Genomic DNA, 21,321 nt, shown 5'->3' with positions numbered 1-21,321 from the left:
GAGGCCGTGCGCGTGTCGGGCGTCGTCAGCCGATCGGCATGATCAGGTCCGTACGCAGTTCTGCCGCCGGAGCGCTCGGGTCGGAGACGTAGACCTCGATCCAGATTCCCCCGGGACGAAGCCCCTGCGCCGACGCGCGCTCGACGAGGGCGGCCCATGCGCCGCCCAGTTCCTCGTAGGAGCCGAACAGCGTTGTCGCGACCGCGGGTCCTGAGGGCAGTGTCGAGGCGACGATGACGCGCCCGCTCGCGGTGGGGATGGGATTCGCCGGTGCCGACTGCACGGGGAAGCCGAGTTCCAGGTCGAAAACGCCCATCGGATTACCGTGATACACCGCGAGTGCCGGGCCCGTCGGGACGAGCACGTCTCCGGCGAAGGTGAGAGCGATCGCCGAGTAGCCTGCGTCGAACGCCTCGGAGAGATCGGAGAGGCGGATGCCCTCATGGCGGATGACAGCGAGGGGGACCGGCTCGAGGTCGAGGCGGTCCGCAGGACCGAACGGGGCGTCGCGGAAGGCGTTCATGCGCTCAGCGTCTCACGCCTCAGTCGCCCAGTCCACGCCTCTTCAGGAGCGGATCGATCTCCGCATCGCGGCCCCGGAAGTCGCGGTATGCCTCGAGCGGATCCTTGGCGCCTCCCACGCCGAGGAGTCGTGCGCGGAACCGGTCGCCGTTCGCCCGGGTGAGACCACCGTTCTCTCGGAACCAGTCGACCGTGTCGGCGTCGAGTACTTCGCTCCAGATGTACGAGTAGTAGCCGGCGCTGTAGCCGCCGGAGAACACGTGGGCGAAGGAGGTGGATGAGTACCGTGTCGGCACGGCCGGGTCGTCCAGCCCGATGTCCGACAGAGCGGCGGCCTCGAAAGCAGCGACGTCGTCGACTTCGGCATCCGTGCCGAGACGATGCCAGGCCTGGTCCAACCATGCGGCAGCCAGATACTCGCTGGTCGCGTGCCCCTGATCGAACGTCTCGGTCGCTCGCAGGCGCTCGACGATCGCGGGATCGAGCGCTGCGCCGGTCTCGTGGTGACGCGCATAGTTCTCGAGGACCTCCGGCCACAGGATCCACATCTCGTTCACCTGGCTCGGGAACTCGACGAAGTCGCGGAACACGTTCGTCCCCGCGAAGTGCGGGTAGGTGACGGTCGCGAACAGTCCGTGCAGAGCGTGCCCGAACTCGTGGAACAGTGTGGTCACCTCGTCGAGCGTCAGGAGCGTCGGCTCGCCTTCCCCGGGGAGCGGCACGTTCAGGTTGTTGACCACGACCGGAGCGGTGCCGCGGAGTCGCGACTGGCTGACGATCGCGTTCATCCACGCGCCGCCGCGCTTGGAATCGCGCGTGTACAGATCGAGCACGTAGAGACCGACCGGTGATCCGTCGGCGTTGCGCACCTCGAAGACGCGCGCGCCTGCGTGATATGCGGCGAGGTCATCGCGCTCGGAGAACGTGACGCCATAGAGCTGCGTCGCCGCGAAGAAGACGCCGTCCTGGAGCACGCGCTCCGCTTCGAACCAGGGCCGAAGCGCGCTGGAGTCGATGTCGTATCGTGCGGTGCGCACCCGCTCGGTGTAATAGGCCCAGTCGTGCGCCTCGACCGGGAACGGCGTCTGCTCGGTCTCGTCGACGATCGTCTGGAGTGCCGCTCGTTCGGCCCGGGCATTGCGCGCGGACGGTCTGGCGAGGCGCCGGAGCATCTGCTCGACGGCTTCCGGGCTTCCTGCCGTCTCATCCGCGGTCACGGCGGCGGCGTGCGAGTCGTAGCCGAGCAGCTTCGCACGCTCCGCCCGCAGACGCACGATCTCGAGCAGGACGGGGCGGTTGTCGTTCGCGTTGTCGCGAGACCCGCGCGCGAGCGAGGCCGCCATGATGCGTCGCCTCGATTCCCGCGAGTGCAACTGCGCCAGAGCAGGGTGCCCGGTGAAGAGCGGGAGAGTGATCAGGAGCTTTCCGTCCAAGCCTCTGTCCGTGGCGGCACGTGCGGCAGCGGAGAGCTCTCCCGCGCTCAACCCGTCGAGCTCGTCGGCCGCGTCGAACACCACGGCCAGGTCGTTGGTGTCGTTCAGCAGATTGCGTTCGAACGTGTTGGTCAGGGTCGACAATTTCTGGTTCAGGGCGGTCAGCCGCGCCTTCGCGTCGTCGTCGAGGCCCGCACCGGCCAAGGTCATCTCGCGGTGATGGCGCTCCACGAGGTACCGCTGCTCCGGGTCGAGGTTCAGCGCGTCGAGCTGCTCGTACACGTGCTGCACGCGCCAGTAGAGCCGGCTGTCGAGCGTGATCGCATCCTCATGCGCGGCCACGAGCGGCGCGAGCTGCTCATCGATCTCCTGGATCTCGGGCGTCGCATCGGCCGAACTCACGGTGTAGAAGGTGTGCGCGACACGATCGAGGAGCTCGCCGGATCTCTCCAGCGCCTCGAGGGTGTTCTCGAACGTGGGCATCGAGCGCACCACGGTGATGCGCTCGATCTCGCGGAGATGCTCCTCGAAACCCGCCTGAAACGCGGGGAGATAGTGCTCCGGCCGGATCGCGGCGTAGTCGGGGAGCCCGTAGGGAAGCGTCGACGGCTGCAGCAGCGGGTTGGTCTCGTCGGTCATCCTCCGAGCCTATCCACCGCTCCGGCCGCGCTCAGGATCCGATCTCGCTCAGGCGCGTCATCACCCCGCTGAGGGCTTCCACGACCACGCGGACCGATCGACGACGAAGCGTCTCTGGCCGCGCGAGCACGTCGATCATCCTGTGCGTGCTCACACCTTCGAGGGGGATGCGCACGAGGTCGCGGTCGTCGACGCTGCGCGAGGTGAAGCGCGGGAGCATCCCGATCACCCCTCCGGCGGCAACGACGGCCGACACCGCGCCGTAGTCGTTGATGCGATGTTGGATGTCGACGGGTCGATGGGCTACCGCCGACACGGCTCGGAGCACATCGTCGGGGGAGTAGCCGATGCGACTGGTGACCCATCGCTCTCCCGCGACATCGGCCGGTGTGACGCTGGCACAGCCTGCGAGGGGATGCGATGTCGCCACTGCAACGTCCAGGGGCTCGCGGATCAGGGTGAGGCTGCGCACACCCTGCACGGGCCACGGTTCCGAATGCTCCATGCGGTGTGCGAGCACGAGGTCGTAGCGCGCTGTGAGCGCAGGGAATTCCGTCTGCGCGACATCCTCGTCCGTGAGCTGCACCGATGGTGCGTTCTCCGCGGTCGACAGCTCCCGCACGAGTGCTCCGAACAGCGCCTGCCCCACGCTGTGGAACCCGCTGATACTCACGGTTCCCGTCGCGGACTCCTCGAAGTCGTCCAGGGCGCTGCGCGCCGCCGCCATGGCGTCGATCGCCTCGGCGCCGGCGGTCGCCAGCACTACACCTGCAGGTGTGAGAGCGAGCGTGCGCCCGACCCTGCGGGTGAGAGGTGTCGGCACACCTCGCTGTAGGGCCGCGAGCTGCTGGGAGACCGCGGACGGAGTGACTCGGAGCGCGTCTGCCACAGCCGTCACGCTGCCGAGGGCGCCGAGCTCTCTCAGGATCTGCAGCTGATGGAGTTCCACGAGGAAAGTGTAGCTGCGGCTACATGGAGGGTGCAGACGATGCCGATTGCTCTACAACCGTGAATGCGATGTGATCGAGATCATGAAGGGACTGCCCGTATGAGAGCACTGTACAAAGCGGCGCCAGGCGCGGGGCTCGAGCTGGTCGAGCGCCCCGATCCGAGGGTCGGCGCCGACGAGGTCGTCATCCGGGTGCTGCGCACCGGCATCTGCGGGACCGATCTGCACATCCTCCGCTGGGATGACTGGGCGGCGTCGGCGATCGCCGCCCCGCTGATCCCCGGTCACGAGTTCTACGGAGAAGTGGTGGAGGTCGGACCCGGCGTGCACGACATCTCCGTGGGCGATCGCGTCTCCGGTGAAGGCCACATCGTCTGCGGGACGTGTCGCAACTGCCGGGCAGGGCGACGGCAGATGTGCATCCGCACGATCGGCCTCGGTCTGCAGCGGGACGGCGCGTTCGCGGAGTACCTCTCGCTCCCTGCGGCGAACGTGTGGGTGCACCATGCCGAGGTGACTCCCGAACTCGGCGCGATCTTCGACCCGCTCGGCAACGCGGTGCACACGGCGCTCACATACCCGCTCGTCGGAGAGGACGTGCTCGTCACCGGCTGCGGCCCCATCGGGCTCATGGCGATCGCGGTCGCCAGACACGCCGGGGCCCGGTTCATCACAGCGACGGATGTCAGCGCACCGCGTCTGGAGATGGCCCGTCGGATGGGCGCCGACGAAGTCGTCGACGTCTCAGTCCGCGACATCAGAGACGCGCAGCAGGCGCTCGGAATGCGCGAGGGTTTCGATATCGGATTCGAGATGAGCGGTGCGCCGTCGGCCCTCCCCGCCATGATCGACAACATGAACCACGGTGGACGCATCGCGATGCTGGGTCTGCCGAGTGCCGGGTTCGGGATCGACTGGGGCAAGCTCGTCACCCACATGCTCACGATCAAGGGGATCTACGGACGCGAGATGTTCGAGACGTGGAACGCGATGGGGGCGATGCTGCAGACCAGTGCGCCCCTGCGGGACGCCATCGGTCGAGTGATCGCCGAGGTCGTCCCTGCTCGCGAATGGGAACGCGGATTCGCCGCCGCCGAATCGGCGGGAACGGGCAAGATCATCCTCGACTGGACGGAGTTGTGATGTACGGGGCTTTTCAGAAGCATGTGTCAGGCGAACTGGCGGCGATCGAGGAGGCCGGTCTGACCAAGCGTGAGCGCGGCATCCGCGGGCCGCAGAACGCCGAGATCACCGCAGACGGCGCTGACGTGCTGAACTTCTGCGCGAACAACTACCTCGGTCTCGCCGACGATCCGCGTATCCTGTCGGCCGCGACGACAGCGCTGGAGGAGTGGGGCTACGGCCTTGCGAGTGTGCGCTTCATCTGCGGCACGCAGGAGCAGCATCTCGAGCTGGAACGCCGCCTCGCCGACTTCCTCGGCACGGACGAGGCCATCCTGTACTCGTCCTGCTTCGATGCGAACGGGGGAGTGTTCGAGACGCTCTTCGGGGCCGAGGACGCCATCATCTCCGATGAACTGAACCACGCCTCGATCATCGACGGCATCCGACTCTCGAAGGCGAGGCGGCTGCGGTACCGCAACCGGGACATGGCCGATCTCGAGGCGCAGCTGCAGGCGGCAATGGACGCCCGATTCCGTGTGATCGTGACGGACGGCGTGTTCTCGATGGATGGCTACATCGCGCCGCTGACCGAGATCTGCGATCTCGCCGACCGTTACGACGCCCTCGTCTTCGTCGACGATTCCCACGCGGTCGGTTTCGTCGGGGAGAACGGCCGTGGCACGCCGGAGCTCTGCGGCGTCGCCGATCGTGTCGACATCTACACGGGAACCTTCGGCAAGGCGCTCGGAGGCGCATCGGGCGGGTACGTCGCCTCACACGCCGAGATCGTGGCTCTGCTGCGCCAGCGTTCTCGTCCTTACCTGTTCTCGAACACGCTCGCCCCCGCGATCGTCGCCGGTACGCTGACCGCCCTCGATCTCGTCGAGGGGTCCGCGGACCTTCGTGCCCGGCTGCGTGGAAACGCGTCACTCTTCCGCGAGCGCATGACGGCGGAGGGGTTCGATCTGCTTCCAGGCGAGCACCCCATCGTCCCCGTCATGTTCGGGGACGCGGCGAAGACGGCACGGATCGCTCAGGAGATGCAGGCGCGTGGCGTCTACGTGACCGCGTTCAGCTTCCCCGTCGTACCGCGTGGTCTGGCACGGATCCGCGTGCAGTTGTCGGCGGCGCACACGGCGGAGCAGATCGAGCATTGCGTCGGTGCCTTCGTCGCCGCACGCGACGCGGTCGGCTGAGAACGCATGCAAAGAAATGCTTGCAAAGAAATCTTTGCAAGAGTATCTTTGCATGCATGACGAACGAGACGCAGGTCAGGACACTCGACGCCAGCGCGCTCAAGGCGCTGGCGCACCCGCTGCGGGTCAAGATCTTCGACATCCTCGCGGCGCGAGGGCCGCAGACCGCCAGTTCTCTTGCGGCCCTCGTGGGAGAGACATCGGGATCGACCAGCTATCACCTGCGTGCGCTCGCAGCTCACGACCTGATCCGCGAGGTCGAGGGGCGGGGCACCGCGAGGGAACGATGGTGGGAGCGGCCCAAGGGGCGCATCGACGTGCCCGGCCCCGATGAGATGACCTCGCCGGCGAACCGCGCAGCAGCGCAGATCGTCACCTCGGAGTTCTTCCGCGTCCGCCACGAGACCCTCATGAGCTACCTGAACCGACCGCAGGCCGAGGTGCCGAAAGCGTGGCGAGACGTCGGGATCACCATCACCACGCACCTCGACATGACACCGGAGCAGGCGATGGCGCTTCGCGAGGAACTCGAAGCCATCGTCGAGAGTGCCATCGAGCGGTACCGGGGTCAGGAAGGGCCGGATGTGCGGCGGGTATCGCTCCGCGCCGAGCTCTTCGATCTGCCGACCCCGCGCACGACCTCGCCCGCCGTCGACCACGAGGAGGCATCATGACCGCCGCAACTCTCCATCTCGTTGCACCGACCCGCACCGAGCGTCGGCTGCTCCGACTGGCCGATCGGCTGACAACGTACGTCGAGAACCGGATCTCACACCGTGCGGAGCGGCGTGAGCTCTCGCTCGATCTGCTGCGCGAACAACAGACCCGCCGGCAGGACCCCCGTGCCGTCGACCATGCCCTCGCGCAGTTGGGCGTGACCCGCCGCTGACTCCGTGGCCCGGGGCCACGCGACGAGACCCCCTGATGTCCGCATGGGTATCAGGGGGTCTCGTCGCGACGGCGGGGCCTGGGTTCAGTCGGCGAACGGGCGGGCGACGACCTCACCGGACGCGGTCTGGAGGACCTCCCAGCCGGCGTCGAGCTCCGCGATCGCACGCCCTTCCAGCCAGGTGAGGGTCCAGTGGCCGGTGAGTCCCTGGGACTCGACGTCGGCGATGGCGGGACGCAGCGCCTCGGGGACGGAGGCCGGTGGCTGCGCACCCGTGGCCCAGCGCGTGCCGAGCTGCATCAGGAGGCCTCGACCGGCGCGAGCTCGATCGCCGTGACGGCGAACTCCTCCGCCTCGGTGATCTCGAGCTCGGCGATGCGGCCGACCGCGCGGAGGTCATCCGCCGCGGCGCGCAGGGCCTCGACCTTCGCTGCGGGAGCGGCGATGGCGGCACGGGAGACCGGGGTCTTCTGCGATGCCTTCGCCTCGGTCTTCGCGCGCCGGATGCCGACGAGCGCCTCGCTCGCGGCGGCCAGCACGGCCGGGTCGCCCTCGATGCCGAGCTTCTCGGGCCACGCAGCCGTGTGCACGGAGCCCTCCTCGAACCAGGACCAGGCCTCCTCCGTGGCGAAGGAGAGCACCGGGGCGAGCAGCCGGAGCAGCGTGGACAGCGCCAGACGCAGCGCGAGGGCGGCCGAGGCCTGCCCGACGTCGTTCTGGTTGTAGGCGCGCTCCTTCACGAGCTCCAGGTAGTCGTCGCAGAACGTCCAGAAGAACGCCTCGGTCAACTCCAGCGCCCTCGCCGCGTCATACCGGTCGAAGGCCGCGGTCGCCTCGGCCACCACCCCATCGAGGGCCGTGAGCATCGAGGCGTCGAGCGCGTGGGTCACCTGCGCGCCCTCGGGCACCGGGAACGACAGCACGAACTTCGCGGCGTTGAGCACCTTGATGGCGAGACGCCGACCGATCTTCACCTGGGTCGGGTTCTGCGGGTCGAAGGCCGCGTCCATGCCGAGTCGGCTCGAGGCCGCCCAGTACCGCACCGCGTCAGAGCCATGGGCGTCGAGCACGTCGGCCGGGGTGACCACGTTGCCCTTCGACTTCGACATCTTCTTGCGGTCGGGGTCGACGATGAAGCCGGAGATGGCGGCGTTCTTCCACGGGGTGCGGCCGTCTTCGAGCGTGGAGCGCAGCATGGTCGAGAAGAGCCAGGTGCGGATGATGTCCTGTCCCTGCGGGCGCAGGTCGAACGGCGCGGTGAGCTGCCACAGCTCCTCGTCGCGCTTCCAGCCGCCCGCGAGCTGCGGGGTCAGGGAGGATGTCGCCCAGGTGTCGAGGATGTCGGCCTCGGCATCGAACCCGCCAGGAACCCCGCGCTGGTCCTCGGTGTAGCCCGCCGGGACATCCGTGGTCGGGTCGATGGGCAGCGCGGCCGCATCCGGGGTGAGCACGCGGTCGTAGTCGCGCTCGCCGTTCTCGTCCAGCGCGTACCAGAGCGGGATCGGCACGCCGAAGAAGCGCTGCCGGGACACGAGCCAGTCGCCGGTGAGGCCGCCGACCCAGTTCTCATAGCGGACCCGCATGAAGTCGGGGTGCCACGCCAGCTCGGTGCCGTGCGCGAGGAGTTGATCGCGCAGCTCACCGTCGCGGGCGCCGTTGCGGATGTACCACTGCCGGGTCGAGACGATCTCGAGCGGGCGGTCGCCCTTCTCGAAGAACTTCACGGCGTGCTGGAACGGCTTGCCGACGGCGGTCATGTCGCCGGTCTCCTGCAGCTTCTCCACGATCGCCTTGCGGGCGCTGAAGACGGTCTTGCCCGCCACGTTCTCCGTGTACCAGGCACGCGCGTCGGCGTCGGTCACGATCGATGGGGCCTCGGCGAGGAATCGGCCGTCGAGACCGATCGCCGTCATGTTCGGCAGGGACTCGCCGGCAGCGGTGCGCAGCTCGCGCCACCAGATGATGTCGGTCACATCGCCGAAGGTGCAGACCATCGCCGCGCCGGTGCCCTTGTCGGGCTGGGCGAGGTGGTGGCCGTGGATCTCGATCTCGGCACCGAAGTAGGGCGTCCGCACCTTGGTTCCGATGAGGTGCTTGTGCGGTCCCTCGGGGTGGGTCACGATCGCGATGCACGCGGGGAGGAGCTCCGGGCGCGTGGTGTCGATCGCGATGGAGCCGGAACCGTCCGCGAAGGGGAACTCGATCGTGTGGTACGCGGCCTGCTGGTCGCGGTCCTCGAGCTCGGCCTGCGCGATCGCGGAGCGGAAGTCGATGTCCCACAGCGTGGGTGCCAGGGCCTGATAGGCCTCGCCGCGCTCGATGTTGCGCAGGAACGCGAGCTGGCTCTGCCGGATCGTGTCGTCGGAGATGGTGCGGTAGGTCTGCGTCCAGTCGACGCTCAACCCGAGCTGACGGAACAGGGCCTCGAACTGCTTCTCGTCCTCGATCGTGAGGCGCTCGCACAGCTCGATGAAGTTGCGACGGCTGATCGGCTGCTGGTCCGCGGCGCGACTCGACTTGTTGTCGCCGCCCTCGAACGGCGGGGTGAAGTCGGAGTCGTAGGGGAGCGACGGGTCGCAGCGCACGCCGTAGTAGTTCTGCACGCGGCGTTCGGTGGGCAGGCCGTTGTCGTCCCAGCCCATCGGGTAGAACACGGTCTTGCCGCGCATGCGCTCATACCGCGCCTTGACGTCGGTGTGCGTGTAGGAGAACACGTGACCGATGTGGAGGCTGCCGGAGGCCGTGGGCGGCGGGGTGTCGATCGAGTAGACGCCCTCACGGCCGAGCTCGGCGGCGCGCAGACGGTCAAACAGGTACGTACCCTGCCCCGCCCAGGCGGCGTCCCACTTCGCTTCGAGACCTTCGAGTGCGGGCTTGTCGGGAATGGGGTTCTGTGCCGTTTCAGAAGCAGGCATGGAGGTCTCCTCGAGCGATGTATGCGGCACTGTGTGAGCGTGCCTGAGTGTGGGGTGTGCCGAACAGTCTACCGAGCGTCACGGTGACGGGTCGCCGGTGCAGATCGACCCCGTCCAAGAATCAGCCGTAGGATGGAGGAACCCCGACCCGCTCGTCCAGAGGAATCGTCATGCCCGCAAGATCTGTGCGCCGTCTCCTGCCCTTCGCGGCGCTCACCGCCGCTGCTGCGCTGGTGCTCAGTGCGTGTGCTGCGCCCGGTGCCGATGGGGAGGATGGGGAGCTCGTGTGGTCGATCGAGGGCGCGAATCTGTCCGCAGGGCACATGGATCCGCAGGTCAGCCAGCTCGACGTCTCCGGCATGGTGCAGCGGGCGGTGCTCGACTCCCTGGTCTTCCAGGAGGACGACGGATCGTTCAGCCCGTGGCTCGCGAAGAGCTGGGACGTCTCACCGGATAGCACGGAGTACACCTTCACGCTCCGCGACGACGTGACCTTCACCGACGGCGAGAAGTTCGACGCCGCTGCCGTCAAGGCGAACTTCGACCGCATCGTCGACCCCGAGACCGCATCGGCCCAGGCAGCCAGCATGCTCGGCGCCGATTTCTACGACGGCACCGAGGTCGTCGACGATCACACGGTGAAGGTGACCTTCACGCAGCCCTACGCACCGTTCCTGCAGGCGGCGAGCACCCCGCAGCTCGGCTTCTACTCGCCGGCGGTGCTGGAGAAGTCAGCCGACAAGCTCAAAGCGGGCGGCCCCGGCATCACCGTCGGCACCGGCCCGTTCGAGCTCACCGAGTACACGCCCGACCAGGAGATCGTGTACACCCGCAACGACGACTACGCCTGGGGCCCGCACGACGCTGAGGCTCCGAAGTTCGAGACCCTGCGCGTCGAGATCCAGCCGGAGGCGTCTGTGCGCGCCGGGGTCGTCGAAAGCGGTGAGGCCGATCTGGCCAGCAACATCCCGCCGAACCTCGCGAAGGACCTCGGCGACGGCATCACGGTCGACTCGATCGAGTACCCGGGTCTGCCGTACTCCCTCTATCTGAACGAGAAGTACGGAGTCTTCGCCGACGAGAAGGTGCGTCAGGCCTTCGCCCGCGGCATCGACATCGATGCTGCGGTGGAGGAGATCTACTTCGGGCAGTTCCCGCGGGCGTGGAGCATCCTCGGGTCGACGACTCCGGGCTACGACGCATCCCTCGAGGGCAGCTGGCCGTTCGACCAGGATGCGGCGAACACGCTCCTCGACGAAGCCGGCTGGACGGCCCGCGACACCGACGGGATCCGCATGAAGGACGGCAAGCGCCTCTCGGTGCGCTGGATCGCCTGGACTCCGGTTCCCGACGACCGTGCCGCGCTGGCCAACGCGATCCAGTCCGACCTCAAGGGGATCGGCTTCGAGGTCGAGCGCGAGGTTCTCGAACCGGGCGCCTACAACGAGCAGTATGAGCCGAAGACGTTCGACCTGACCGACTGGGGCTTCTCCGGCGTCGATCCCGACCTGCTGCGCAGTCACCTGCACACCGACGGTTTCCAGAACGCCTCGCAGGTCAGCGACCCCGAGATCGATGCGCTGCTGGAGCAGGCCGTCGCGACGAGTGATCAGGACACGCGGAACGATCTGTACACCCAGCTGCAGCAGTGGAACGCCACGTACACCGCAATCGTGCCGCTGTACAGCCCGTCGGCGATCACGGCCGTCGGCGACCGCGTCGAGGGCGTCGAGTACGACCTCTACGGCCGTCCGCTGTTCTACGATGTGACCGTCGGCTGAACCGCCGTCTGAGCGGAGGGCACGGGTGGTGAAGGCTGCTCTCGTCCGCATCGCCGGCCTGATCGCCTCCGTCGTCATCGTCCTCTGGGGTGCCGCCACGGTCGCATTCCTCGCGTTCCGGGTGATCCCCGGCGACCCTGTATCGGTGATGCTGGGCCCCCAGGCACAGGTGAGTGAGGCGGTCAAGGACGGCATCCGTGCCGATCTGGGACTGGATCGGCCACCGTGGGAGCAGTACCTCGGTTTCATCGGACAACTCGCTCGCGGGGACCTGGGGGAGTCGTACCAGCTGCGGATGCCGGTCACGGAGGTGATCGGACGCCAGCTGGGAGCGACGGTGCAGCTCTCCGCGCTCGCACTGGTGATCGCCGTCGTGCTCGCCATCGGGGTCGCCGTTCTCGTGCGCGGCGATGCGGGACGCACGGTTGCCGCGGCGGTGGAACTGGTGGTGCTCTCGTCTCCGGTGTTCTGGATCGGACTGATCCTCCTCAGCGTCTTCGCCTTCGGACTGGGATGGTTCCCGGTCTCCGGAGCCCGCAACCCCGCCACCATCGTCCTCCCGGCGGTGACTCTCGCGCTCCCGGTGGCTGCGTTGCTCAGCCAGGTGCTGAGGGACGGGCTCGTGCAGGCCGAGCGCATGCCGTTCGCTGAGACGGTGCGCGCACGGGGGGCGAGTCCTTCGTGGTTCACGCTCCGGCACGGACTGCGTCACGGCGCAGCCTCCGCCGTCACGCTCGCCGCCTATCTGACCGGTTCCGTCCTCGGCGGAGCAGTGCTGGTAGAGACCGTGTTCGCCCGACCCGGTCTCGGACGTGTGACGCTCGCGGCGATCAGCGACCGCGATCTTCCGGTCATCACGGGCATCATCCTTCTGAGCGCCGTGGTATTCGTCACCGTGAACCTGGTGGTCGAGATCGTGCACCCGCTGATCGACCCGCGTATCAAGGCAGCACGCGACCGGAGCGTCCGATGAGGCGCGCGCAGGCTGTGCTCCTCTGGTCGGCCATCGTGGTGAGCGCCGTGATCGTGTTCGCGGCGCTCTGGCCGGGAGTCCTCGCCACGCACGATCCGCTGCAGACCGATGTCCGCTCCGCCCTGCTGCCGCCCGGCGCGGAGCACTTCTTCGGCACTGATCAAAGCGGGCGCGACGTCTACTCGCGGGTGGTCCACGGCGCGGGGAGATCGCTGGGCATCGGGCTCTTCGCCACCGGAGTGGCTCTGGTCCTCGGGCTCATGATCGGCGCGCTCGCCGGGGTCGCACCGCGGGGCGTCGACACCACCGTGATGCGGGTGAACGACGTGCTGATGGCGTTCCCGGAGTTCCTGGTCGCGCTCGTCGTCATCGCCGTGCTGGGACCGGGACCGGTGAACATCGCGATCGCGGTGACCCTGGCCGCCGTGCCGGTGTACATCCGGTTGGCGCGCGTGCAGACGCAGACGCTCCGCGTCACCGAGCACGTCGAAGCCGCGCACATCCTCGGCGTCCCGCGCTGGCGCGCTTTCCGCAGGCACGTGCTGCCGGGCGTGCTCGGCGCGCTGAGTGTGCTCGCCACCATCGGCATCGGCTCGAGCATCCTCGCGGCTGCGGGGCTCAGCTTCCTGGGCTTGGGACCGTCCGAGCCGACGCCGGAGTGGGGATTGATGCTCGCCGGGGGCCGCAACGTGCTGGGCCAGGCCTGGTGGATCTCCCTCTTCCCCGGCGTCGCGATCACACTGACCGTGGTCTCGGCCACCGTCATCGGACGAATCCTTCGGGCTCGCGCAGACGGGAGGACAGGATGAACGCTGCACTGCAGGTTCGAGGACTCCGGATCTCGTTCGACGGCAAGCAGGTCGTGGATGACGTGTCCTTCGCCGTCGACCGCGGTGAGTGCGTCGCGATCGTGGGGGAATCCGGCGCCGGCAAGTCCCTCACGGCGTGTGCCCTGCTGGGGCTGACTCCCGCAGCCGCCGACGTCACCCTGGACGGCCTCGTGGTGGACGGGACGGATGCAGCCGGCCTCTCCGAGCGGACGTGGCGGGGTGTGCGCGGATCGCGGATCGCACTCATCTCCCAGGACGCGCTGGTCTCCCTGGACCCGCTGAGGCGTGTCGAAGCGGAGATCGCCGAGCCGCTGCTCCTCCACAGGGTCGTCCGGGGACGGGCGCCGCGAGCGGCACGTGTCCAGGAGCTGCTGGAACGGGTGTGGATGCCCGACCCGGAGCGCCGCGCGCGACAGCACCCGCACGAACTCTCCGGAGGTCTGCGGCAGCGAGCGCTGATCGCATCCGCACTCGCCGCGGACCCGGCCGTCCTCGTGGCGGACGAGCCGACCACCGCACTCGACGCCACCGTGCAGGCGCGGATCCTCGGACTGCTGCGTGAGATCACCGACGCGGGGACGGCGCTCGTGTTCATCAGCCACGACTTCGCAGCGGTCCGTCGGATCGCCGATCGTGTCCTGGTGATGCGGAGCGGCGTGGTCGTGGAGTCCGGTCCGGTGGCCGAGGTGCTCGAGAACCCTCGACACGAGTACACGAAGCAGCTCATCGCCGCGACGATCCACGAACCCCGAACCGCCGCCCCGACGGATTCCGCATCGGTGCTGAGAATCGACGGCGTGTCACGGAGCTTCGACACCGTGCCAGCGGTCGTCGATGCCTCATTCGTGGCGAGGGACGGGCGGACGCTCGGCATCGTGGGGGAGTCGGGGTCGGGCAAGACCACTCTCGCTCGCATGATCGTCGGAATCGATGCCCCGGACAGCGGCACTGTGGAGTGGAACGCCCCGCGACGGGTGCAGCTGGTGCATCAGAATCCGCTCGGCGCCTTCGACCCGCGCTGGACGATCGGTCGATCGCTGCAGGAAGCGCTGGAGGCTGGTGGTGTGCCCCGCTCCGTGCGCCCTGCTCGGGTGGTCGAGCTTCTCGCCGAGGTCGGCCTCGCTCCCGCACTGGCCGACAGACGTCCGAATGCCCTTTCCGGTGGACAGCGGCAGCGGGCGGCTATCGCCCGTGCCCTCGCCGCCGATCCTGACGTGCTGGTGCTCGACGAACCCGTGTCCGCGCTCGATCCCTCGGTGCGAGAGCGGGTGCTGCGTCTGCTCGACGGGCTGCAGCGCGAACGTCGGCTGACGATGATCCTCGTCTCCCACGATCTGGATGTCGTGGGGTCGGTCGCGGATGACGTGCTGGTGATGCAGGACGGCCGGATCGTGGAGCAGGGGCCGACGTCGGAGGTGTTCGCGGCACCGCAGCATCCGTTCACGAGGGAGCTGATCGACGCGAGCGGCGCCGTCAGTCCTTGACGAGGATGCCGATTCCCGCGGCGAGCACGGGTGCCAGCTGCTGCACCTGGAACGAGGTGAGCGTGGCACCGCGGAGGCTGTTGGCGTCGAGGTAGCCGAGAGCGTCGAGCCCGCGCAGGTCGAGGTCTTTCGCCCGCATGCCCCGTGGGTCCACCTCGTCACTCGATGTGGACGTGAAGCGCACTCGCGTGAGCTCGGCCCGCGGCATGTCGATCGTGCGGATGGCGCACCCTGTGATCTCGAGATCGGTGACCTTCGCCGCACCGAGGTTGAGGTAGTCGATGCGCACATCGCGCAGGTCGAGCTCGGAGACATGCGCCTCACTGAGGTCGAGGGTCCCGATGCGGCCGCCGTTGATCCGCACTCGCCGCACACCCGCGTCGCGCATGCGCAGGGAGGCGATGCGCACACCCGACATGTCGACGTCGACGACCGACGCCCCCGTGAGATCGACGGCATCGGCGTCTGCGCTCACGACGCACTGCTCGACCGTCGAATAGGCGAGGTCGACGGTGCCGGCCAGATCGAGTCGAGCGGCGACGAGGTCGGCACTGCGGGCGGCCAGAGCCGGTTCGAGCACCGGCGGCAGATCGGGCGCCGTGACGCGGGGAGACGCGGGGGAGTCGGAAGTGCGGGGCATGTTCCGAGCGTAGGGCGGGCCGACGACATCGGGCGCGGCCGTGCGGGGGGTCGCCATCCGGGAGAGGACCATGCGCCGGGGAGCAGTGGGCACGCGTACACTGGTGGGACGAGCATCGATCCGGCCATCACCGGGGAGCTCTCGGAAGAACGGCGCGGCCTTCGGGTCGCGCTCAGTAGAACCGAGCGGGGCAGGCCCGTCACAGCCGCAGTGAGAGTGGTCGCGCCGCAGGGCGCGGCACGCGAGGTGGTACCGCGGTCCGTGAGGGTCGTCCTCGTATGAGCATCCGCCACGACGACCACTGCGAGCCACGATGACCTACCCCCGTTCCGCCTTCGGCCCCGCCGCCGACTCCGTCGCGCCCAGCCCTCGCTTCCCGCAGATCGAGGAGGAGGTGCTCGCGTTCTGGGAGGCGGACGACACCTTCCGCGCGTCGATCTCACAGCGCGAGGGATCGCCGGAGTGGGTGTTCTACGACGGCCCGCCCTTCGCGAACGGCCTTCCGCACTACGGCCATCTGCTCACGGGGTACGCGAAGGACGTGTTCCCACGCTTCCAGACGATGACCGGCCACAAGGTCGATCGCGTCTTCGGCTGGGACACGCACGGGCTTCCCGCCGAGCTCGAGGCCATGAAGCAGCTCGGCATCACCGAGAAGGCCGAGATCGAGGAGATGGGCATCGACGTCTTCAACGCGAAGGCGAAGAGCTCGGTCCTGGCCTACACGCACGAGTGGCAGGACTACGTCACCCGTCAGGCGCGCTGGGTCGACTTCGACCGGGGCTACAAGACGCTCGACCTTGGCTACATGGAGAGCGTGCTCTGGGCGTTCAAGACCCTGTACGACAAGGGCCTCGCCTACGAGGGATACCGGGTGCTCCCGTACTGCTGGCGCGATGAGACCCCGCTCAGCGCGCACGAGCTGCGCATGGACGACGACGTCTACCAGATGCGCCAGGACCCTTCGGTCACGGTCACCTTCCCGTTGACCGGAGCCAAGGCCGAATCGCTCGGGCTCACCGGAGTCCGCGCCCTCGCATGGACCACCACGCCCTGGACCCTGCCGACCAACCTCGCGCTCGCCGTCGGTCCCGACATCGAGTACGTGGTGCTGCCGGCCGGGCCCCACGGCGCGGCGGACGTGCATCAGGCCGAGGGGACGACGGACGCCGCTGTCGAGGCGTCGGCCCACCGATACCTGCTCGCGAAGCAGCTCCTCGGCGGCTATGCCAAGGACCTCGGTTACGAGAGCACCGATGACGCGCTCGCCGCCGTCGATGCGACCGTGCGCGGTGCCGACCTGCAGGACGTGACGTACGACCGGCTGTTCGACTACTACGCCGACACCGAGACCTATGGAACCCAGCACGCCTGGCGCATCCTGGTGGACGACTACGTCACCGTCAGCGACGGAACCGGCATCGTCCACCAGGCTCCGGCCTATGGTGAGGACGACCAGCGGGTCGCCGGTGCTGCGGGGATCCCCACGATCCTGTCGCTCGACGACGGCGGGCGCTTCCTCCCGAACGTCACGGACGTCGCGGGCCAGCTGTGGATGGACGCGAACACACCCCTCGTGCGGCTGATCCGCGAGAACGGCCGTCTGATCCGCCTGCAGAGCTACGAGCACTCGTACCCGCACTGCTGGCGCTGCCGGAACCCGCTGATCTACAAGGCGGTGTCGAGCTGGTTCATCCGCGTCACGGACATCAAGGACGACATGCTCGCCAACAACGAGCAGATCACCTGGGTGCCGGAGAACGTCAAGCACGGACAGTTCGGCAAGTGGCTCGAAGGCGCGCGCGACTGGTCGATCAGCCGCAACCGCTACTGGGGATCGCCGATCCCGGTCTGGAAGAGCGACGACCCCGAGTACCCGCGCGTCGACACCTACGGCTCGCTGGAGGAGCTGGAGCGCGACTTCGGCACGCTGCCGCGCAACCCGGAGGGCGAGGTCGACCTGCACCGACCGTACATCGACGACCTCACCCGGCCGAACCCCGACGACCCCACGGGCAAGAGCACGATGCGCCGCATCGAGGACGTCTTCGACGTGTGGTTCGACTCCGGTTCGATGCCCTACGCCCAGGTGCATTACCCGTTCGAGAACCAGGAGTGGTTCGACTCGCACTCCCCGGCGGACTTCATCGTCGAGTACATCGGACAGACCCGCGGCTGGTTCTACGTCATGCATGTGCTCTCGACCGCGCTCTTCGACCGACCGGCGTTCACGGGTGTCAGCTGCCACGGCATCGTGCTCGGCAGCGACGGCTACAAGATGTCGAAGTCGCTGCGGAACTACCCCGACGTGTCCGAGGTGCTCGATCGCGACGGCTCCGATGCGATGCGCTGGTTCCTGATGTCGAGCTCGGTGCTGCGTGGTGGCAACCTCGCGGTCACCGAGGAGGGCATCCGCTCCGGGGTCCGCGAGTTCCTGCTGCCGCTGTGGAACTCGTGGTACTTCTTCGCGACCTACGCCAACGCGTCGGGCGCCGCCGGCTACGAGGCGCAGTGGAGCACCGATTCCACCGATGTGCTCGACCGGTACATCCTGGCGCGTCTGGGCGACCTCGTCCGTGAGGTGCGCGCCGACCTCGAGGGGCTCGACTCCACGACGGCGTCCGCGCGGTTGCGCGACTTCGCCGAGGTGCTGACGAACTGGTACATCCGACGTTCGCGCGATCGCTTCTGGACAGGCGTGACGGAGGACCCGAAGAGCCGTGAGGCGTTCGACACCCTCTACACCGTGCTCGAGACGCTCACCCGCGTCGCGGCGCCTCTCGTGCCCCTCATCAGCGAGCGCGTGTGGCAGGGCCTGACCGGTGGACGCAGCGTGCACCTGACCGACTGGCCGGACGAGGCGCAGTTCCCCGCAGCGGACGAGATCCGCGATGCCATGGACGCCGTGCGCGAGCTGTCGAGCGTGGGCAACGCGCTGCGGAAGAAGGAGAAGCTGCGCGTGCGGCTTCCGCTCGCCCGCTTCACCGTGGTCTCGCCTCTCGCCGCGTCGCTCGGACAGTTCGAGGACATCCTCCGCGAGGAGCTCAACGTGAAGTCGGTCGAACTCGTCGCGCTCGCCGACGACACGGCAGCGGAGTACGGCATCGCGCACCGTCTCAGCGTCAACGCCCGCGCGGCCGGTCCGCGTCTGGGCAAGGACGTGCAGAAGGCGATCCAGGCTGCACGCTCTGGCGACTGGAGCGAGGAGTCCGGCGTCGTCACGGCCGGCGGCATCGCCCTGGAGCCGTCGGAGTACGAGCTCGTGCTCGAGACGACCGGCCGCCCGGAGGGGGAGGCCCTGGCCATCGTGCCGAGCGGCGGCTTCGTCCTGCTCGACACCAGGACGACCCCCGAGCTCGAGGCGGAGGGGCTCGCCCGTGACGTGATCCGCGCCGTGCAGGAGACGCGCAAGAACGCCGACTTCGACGTGAGCGACCGCATCCGGCTGGTCCTCCGATTCCAGGACGATGCGGACACCGCGGCCGTCGTCTCGGCGTTCGAGCTGGCAGGCATCGCTGCGGAGACCCTCGCCGAGGAGTACTTCGTGATCGATGCGCAGGGCGACTCGATCTTCGGTCATGGTGCGGTCCTCGTCGGTGCAGGAAGCGCGACGCCGGAGTTCTCCGCGGTGATCTCCGCCGGGACGTATGCGAACATCGGCGACTTCACGATCGACGTGACCAGGATGGGAGCGGGAGCATGAGTGCTGCTGACAGGGCGGATGCCGTCTACGAGGCACTGCTGAGCCGAGCGGGAGAGCGCTGGGTGCAGCCGCGCAAGGAGCGCACCGCACGGATCCTTGCCTTCCTCGACGACCCGCAGCGCACCTACCGCGTCGTGCACATCACGGGCACCAACGGCAAGACGTCGACGGCCCGGATGGTCGAGAGCCTTCTGCGTGCGCACGATCTGCGCACCGGACTGTTCACGAGTCCACACCTGGAGCGTTTCACCGAGCGCATCATGATCGACGGCGAGCCCATCGCGGACGAGGCCGTCGCGGACGCCTGGGACGAGATCGAGCCGTTCGTGGACATCGTCGACGCGGAGCTCGAGGCCGCTGGCGATGCGCCGTTGACGTTCTTCGAGCTGCTCACCGTGCTGGCCTTCGTCGCCGTGGCCGATGCGCCGGTCGACGTGCTGGTGCTCGAGGTCGGCATGGGCGGGGAGTGGGACTCCACCAACACGGCGGACGGCGACGTCGCGGTGTTCGCGCCGATCGACATCGACCACGCCGACCGCCTCGGCAGCACGATCGCCGAGATCGCCGAGGTCAAGGCGGGCATCATCAAGGAGGGCGCCGCCGTGGTGTCCGCTCAGCAGCCCGCGGAGGCCGCCGAGGTGCTGCGCCGCGTGGCTGCGGAGCGCAACGCCACCATCGCCTTCGAGGGCGAGGAATTCGGTCTCGCCGAGCAGAAACTCGCGGTCGGTGGGCAACTGCTCACGATCCGAGGCCTGGCGGGGGACTACACCGAGGAGTACCTCCCGCTGTACGGGGCGCACCAGGGGCACAATGCCGCCCTCGCGGTCGCCGCGGTGGAGTCGCTGATCGGCGGTGCAACGCGGCGCATCGCGGCCGACATCGTCACCGCGGGCCTGCAGGAGAGCACTTCTCCCGGCCGGCTGCAGCTGCTCGGTATCGCGCCGACCGTGATCGTCGACGCGGCGCACAACCCGCACGGAGCCAAGGCGCTCGCGCAGGCACTGGACGACAGCTTCGACTTCGACGAGTGGGGTCTGGTGCTCGGTGTGCTCGCCGACAAGGATGCCGCCGGCATCGTCGCCGAGCTGGCGCCGCGGGTGGCACATGTGTTCGCCACCGCTCCGGATTCGGATCGCGCGAGCGACGCCGATGCGATCGCCGATCTCGTGGAGCAGAACGGCCAGCGGGCGACCGTGCATCACTCCTTCGCCGACGCCGCCGATGCCGCGCGCGAGTGGGCTGCCTCCTCCGACCGCCGCGCGGTGATCATCGCGGGCTCCGTGGTGCTCGCCGGAGAGGCGATCGCGCTGTCGCAGGACGAGGACTGGAAGGCGGGGTGGCGCGCATGAGCGCCGATGCCACCCCAGTGCGTCGTCCGCGCCCGCCGCGCACCCTCGTGCAGAAGCTCGCCCCCGTCGTCCTGGGCTTCGAGGCGATCGTGGTCTTCCTCGTCGGACTCACGATCTTCGGGTTGCGTCAGCTCCCCGAGGGCGTCGAGCAGTGGTGGGCGATCGTCGCCGGGGCGGTGCTCGCCCTCGCGTGCATCGTGATCGCGGGGATGATCACGAAGCCGTGGGCGCTCACCGCCGGGTGGGTCGTCCAGGCTCTCGTCGCGCTGTCGGCGTTCTTCGTCCCCTCCATCCTGCTCGTCGTCCTGATTTTCGGCGGGATGTGGGCGTATGCGACCATCGGAGGGGCCCGACTGGACGCACGACGCCCCGTCGAGCCCACGACCGAGACTCAGACCACGCAGATCTCAGACACAGAGAGTGAATGACATGGCCACCGAAGAAACCCTCGTCCTCGTCAAGCCCGATGGCGTCGCTCGCGGCCTCACCGGCGCGATCCTCGCCCGCATCGAGGCGAAGGGCTACGCCCTCGTCGACATCCGTCTGGTCGAGCCCGACCGCGACCTGCTCGCCGAGCACTACGCCGAGCACGAGGGCAAGCCGTTCTACGAGCCGCTGCTCGAGTTCATGCTCTCCGGCCCGTCTGTCGCGATCCGGCTCGCGGGCAACCGCGTGATCGAGGGCTTCCGCTCTCTCGCGGGCACGACCGACCCGACGACCGCCGCACCGGGCACGATCCGTGGCGACTTCGGTCGCGACTGGGGCCTCAAGGTGCAGCAGAACCTGGTGCACGGCTCCGACAGCCCGGAGTCGGCCGCGCGCGAGCTGGGCATCTGGTTCGACTGAGAACCCGTCCACATGCGAAGAGCCCGTCCACCGAATCTCGGTGGACG

The 21,321-nt window shown here is 68.4% G+C and carries 18 protein-coding genes; 12 read left to right on the top strand and 6 right to left on the bottom strand.

From position 1 onward, the window contains the following. Positions 1-25: 25 nt before the first annotated feature. Genes AB4070_RS03460 through AB4070_RS03450 form a run of 3 tightly spaced genes read right to left on the bottom strand, consistent with a single transcriptional unit; the run spans position 26 to position 3,543 of the window. Positions 26-523, bottom strand: a complete 498-nt coding sequence (locus tag AB4070_RS03460; protein ID WP_441978901.1) for a GyrI-like domain-containing protein — start codon at positions 521-523, stop codon at positions 26-28. A gap of 19 nt (positions 524-542) precedes the next feature. Further along, the gene (locus tag AB4070_RS03455; protein ID WP_441978900.1) at positions 543-2,594 is read right to left on the bottom strand and encodes a M3 family metallopeptidase; all 2,052 of its coding nucleotides are present in this window, start codon (positions 2,592-2,594) and stop codon (positions 543-545) included. Positions 2,595-2,625: 31 nt separating this feature from the next. Next, positions 2,626-3,543 carry a LysR family transcriptional regulator gene (locus AB4070_RS03450; RefSeq protein WP_441978899.1) on the bottom strand — a complete coding sequence of 306 codons (918 nt, stop codon included), beginning with the start codon at positions 3,541-3,543 and terminating at the stop codon, positions 2,626-2,628. 99 nt (positions 3,544-3,642) lie between these two features. On the opposite strand from AB4070_RS03450, the gene tdh reads away from it, so the two are divergent. From tdh to AB4070_RS03430, 4 genes are read left to right on the top strand one after another with little or no spacing between them, the layout of a single operon-like run. Further along, positions 3,643-4,686: an L-threonine 3-dehydrogenase gene (tdh, locus tag AB4070_RS03445; protein WP_441978898.1), complete on the top strand. Its 1,044-nt coding sequence runs from the start codon at positions 3,643-3,645 to the stop codon at positions 4,684-4,686. Next, on the top strand, positions 4,686-5,864 hold the full coding sequence (locus AB4070_RS03440; protein ID WP_441978897.1) for a glycine C-acetyltransferase: 1,179 nt from the start codon (positions 4,686-4,688) through the stop codon (positions 5,862-5,864). Before tdh ends, AB4070_RS03440 begins: the two co-directional genes overlap by 1 nt. A gap of 56 nt (positions 5,865-5,920) precedes the next feature. Then, on the top strand, positions 5,921-6,538 hold the full coding sequence (locus AB4070_RS03435) for an ArsR/SmtB family transcription factor (RefSeq protein ID WP_441978896.1): 618 nt from the start codon (positions 5,921-5,923) through the stop codon (positions 6,536-6,538). Then, a complete protein-coding gene (locus AB4070_RS03430) occupies positions 6,535-6,753 on the top strand; it encodes a hypothetical protein (protein WP_441978895.1) in 219 nt (72 codons plus the stop codon). Before AB4070_RS03435 ends, AB4070_RS03430 begins: the two co-directional genes overlap by 4 nt. A gap of 84 nt (positions 6,754-6,837) precedes the next feature. Here AB4070_RS03430 and AB4070_RS03425 read toward each other — a convergent pair whose 3' ends face one another. Together AB4070_RS03425 and valS are read right to left on the bottom strand one after the other, a co-directional pair. After that, entirely contained in the window at positions 6,838-7,053 is a 216-nt protein-coding gene (locus AB4070_RS03425) for a hypothetical protein (RefSeq protein ID WP_441978894.1), read from the bottom strand. Further along, complete coding sequence (valS, locus tag AB4070_RS03420) at positions 7,053-9,668, bottom strand: valine--tRNA ligase (protein WP_441978893.1); 2,616 nt, start codon at positions 9,666-9,668, stop codon at positions 7,053-7,055. The genes AB4070_RS03425 and valS overlap by 1 nt, the downstream gene beginning before the upstream one ends. A gap of 170 nt (positions 9,669-9,838) precedes the next feature. Between valS and AB4070_RS03415 the strand changes: the two genes are divergently transcribed. The 4 genes from AB4070_RS03415 to AB4070_RS03400 are packed head-to-tail and all read left to right on the top strand — an operon-like array spanning position 9,839 to position 14,736. Then, the gene (locus AB4070_RS03415; RefSeq protein WP_441978892.1) at positions 9,839-11,449 is read left to right on the top strand and encodes an ABC transporter substrate-binding protein; all 1,611 of its coding nucleotides are present in this window, start codon (positions 9,839-9,841) and stop codon (positions 11,447-11,449) included. Between the two features lie 25 nt (positions 11,450-11,474). Then, positions 11,475-12,422 (top strand): ABC transporter permease, encoded by a 948-nt coding sequence (locus tag AB4070_RS03410; protein WP_441978891.1) that lies wholly within the window; start codon positions 11,475-11,477, stop codon positions 12,420-12,422. Continuing rightward, positions 12,419-13,231, top strand: coding sequence for an ABC transporter permease (locus AB4070_RS03405; protein ID WP_441978890.1), 813 nt, complete (start codon positions 12,419-12,421; stop codon positions 13,229-13,231). The genes AB4070_RS03410 and AB4070_RS03405 overlap by 4 nt, the downstream gene beginning before the upstream one ends. Next, positions 13,228-14,736: an ATP-binding cassette domain-containing protein gene (locus AB4070_RS03400; protein ID WP_441978889.1), complete on the top strand. Its 1,509-nt coding sequence runs from the start codon at positions 13,228-13,230 to the stop codon at positions 14,734-14,736. The genes AB4070_RS03405 and AB4070_RS03400 overlap by 4 nt, the downstream gene beginning before the upstream one ends. Here AB4070_RS03400 and AB4070_RS03395 read toward each other — a convergent pair. Next, positions 14,726-15,376 carry a pentapeptide repeat-containing protein gene (locus tag AB4070_RS03395; protein ID WP_441978888.1) on the bottom strand — a complete coding sequence of 217 codons (651 nt, stop codon included), beginning with the start codon at positions 15,374-15,376 and terminating at the stop codon, positions 14,726-14,728. The two genes, AB4070_RS03400 and AB4070_RS03395, sit on opposite strands and share 11 nt — an antisense overlap. Before the next feature lie 313 nt (positions 15,377-15,689). On the opposite strand from AB4070_RS03395, the gene ileS reads away from it, so the two are divergent. From ileS to ndk, 4 genes are read left to right on the top strand one after another with little or no spacing between them, the layout of a single operon-like run. Beyond that, positions 15,690-19,079: an isoleucine--tRNA ligase gene (gene ileS, locus AB4070_RS03390; RefSeq protein WP_441978887.1), complete on the top strand. Its 3,390-nt coding sequence runs from the start codon at positions 15,690-15,692 to the stop codon at positions 19,077-19,079. Next, positions 19,076-20,428 carry a bifunctional folylpolyglutamate synthase/dihydrofolate synthase gene (locus tag AB4070_RS03385; RefSeq protein WP_441978886.1) on the top strand — a complete coding sequence of 451 codons (1,353 nt, stop codon included), beginning with the start codon at positions 19,076-19,078 and terminating at the stop codon, positions 20,426-20,428. Before ileS ends, AB4070_RS03385 begins: the two co-directional genes overlap by 4 nt. Continuing rightward, complete coding sequence (locus AB4070_RS03380) at positions 20,425-20,856, top strand: DUF4233 domain-containing protein (RefSeq protein ID WP_441978885.1); 432 nt, start codon at positions 20,425-20,427, stop codon at positions 20,854-20,856. Before AB4070_RS03385 ends, AB4070_RS03380 begins: the two co-directional genes overlap by 4 nt. A gap of 1 nt (position 20,857) precedes the next feature. Further along, entirely contained in the window at positions 20,858-21,274 is a 417-nt protein-coding gene (ndk, locus tag AB4070_RS03375; protein ID WP_017830321.1) for a nucleoside-diphosphate kinase, read from the top strand. Positions 21,275-21,321 lie beyond the last annotated feature (47 nt).

Source organism: Microbacterium sp. 2RAF4 (assembly GCF_052115285.1).
GTDB classification, from domain to species: Bacteria; Actinomycetota; Actinomycetes; order Actinomycetales; family Microbacteriaceae; genus Microbacterium; species Microbacterium oxydans.
This window is presented reverse-complemented; position numbering and strand designations above follow the sequence as displayed.

Coding starts and splice junctions, on each gene's coding strand:
- AB4070_RS03385 (WP_441978886.1), top strand. CDS start 19,076: ATGAGTGCTGCTGACAGGGCGGATGCCGTCTACGAGGCACTGCTGAGC.
- ileS (WP_441978887.1), top strand. CDS start 15,690: ATGACCTACCCCCGTTCCGCCTTCGGCCCCGCCGCCGACTCCGTCGCG.
- AB4070_RS03440 (WP_441978897.1), top strand. CDS start 4,686: ATGTACGGGGCTTTTCAGAAGCATGTGTCAGGCGAACTGGCGGCGATC.
- AB4070_RS03425 (WP_441978894.1), bottom strand. CDS start 7,053: ATGCAGCTCGGCACGCGCTGGGCCACGGGTGCGCAGCCACCGGCCTCC.
- AB4070_RS03460 (WP_441978901.1), bottom strand. CDS start 523: ATGAACGCCTTCCGCGACGCCCCGTTCGGTCCTGCGGACCGCCTCGAC.
- AB4070_RS03435 (WP_441978896.1), top strand. CDS start 5,921: ATGACGAACGAGACGCAGGTCAGGACACTCGACGCCAGCGCGCTCAAG.
- AB4070_RS03400 (WP_441978889.1), top strand. CDS start 13,228: ATGAACGCTGCACTGCAGGTTCGAGGACTCCGGATCTCGTTCGACGGC.
- AB4070_RS03430 (WP_441978895.1), top strand. CDS start 6,535: ATGACCGCCGCAACTCTCCATCTCGTTGCACCGACCCGCACCGAGCGT.
- AB4070_RS03455 (WP_441978900.1), bottom strand. CDS start 2,594: ATGACCGACGAGACCAACCCGCTGCTGCAGCCGTCGACGCTTCCCTAC.
- AB4070_RS03395 (WP_441978888.1), bottom strand. CDS start 15,376: ATGCCCCGCACTTCCGACTCCCCCGCGTCTCCCCGCGTCACGGCGCCC.
- ndk (WP_017830321.1), top strand. CDS start 20,858: ATGGCCACCGAAGAAACCCTCGTCCTCGTCAAGCCCGATGGCGTCGCT.
- AB4070_RS03415 (WP_441978892.1), top strand. CDS start 9,839: ATGCCCGCAAGATCTGTGCGCCGTCTCCTGCCCTTCGCGGCGCTCACC.
- AB4070_RS03405 (WP_441978890.1), top strand. CDS start 12,419: ATGAGGCGCGCGCAGGCTGTGCTCCTCTGGTCGGCCATCGTGGTGAGC.
- AB4070_RS03380 (WP_441978885.1), top strand. CDS start 20,425: ATGAGCGCCGATGCCACCCCAGTGCGTCGTCCGCGCCCGCCGCGCACC.
- valS (WP_441978893.1), bottom strand. CDS start 9,668: ATGCCTGCTTCTGAAACGGCACAGAACCCCATTCCCGACAAGCCCGCA.
- tdh (WP_441978898.1), top strand. CDS start 3,643: ATGAGAGCACTGTACAAAGCGGCGCCAGGCGCGGGGCTCGAGCTGGTC.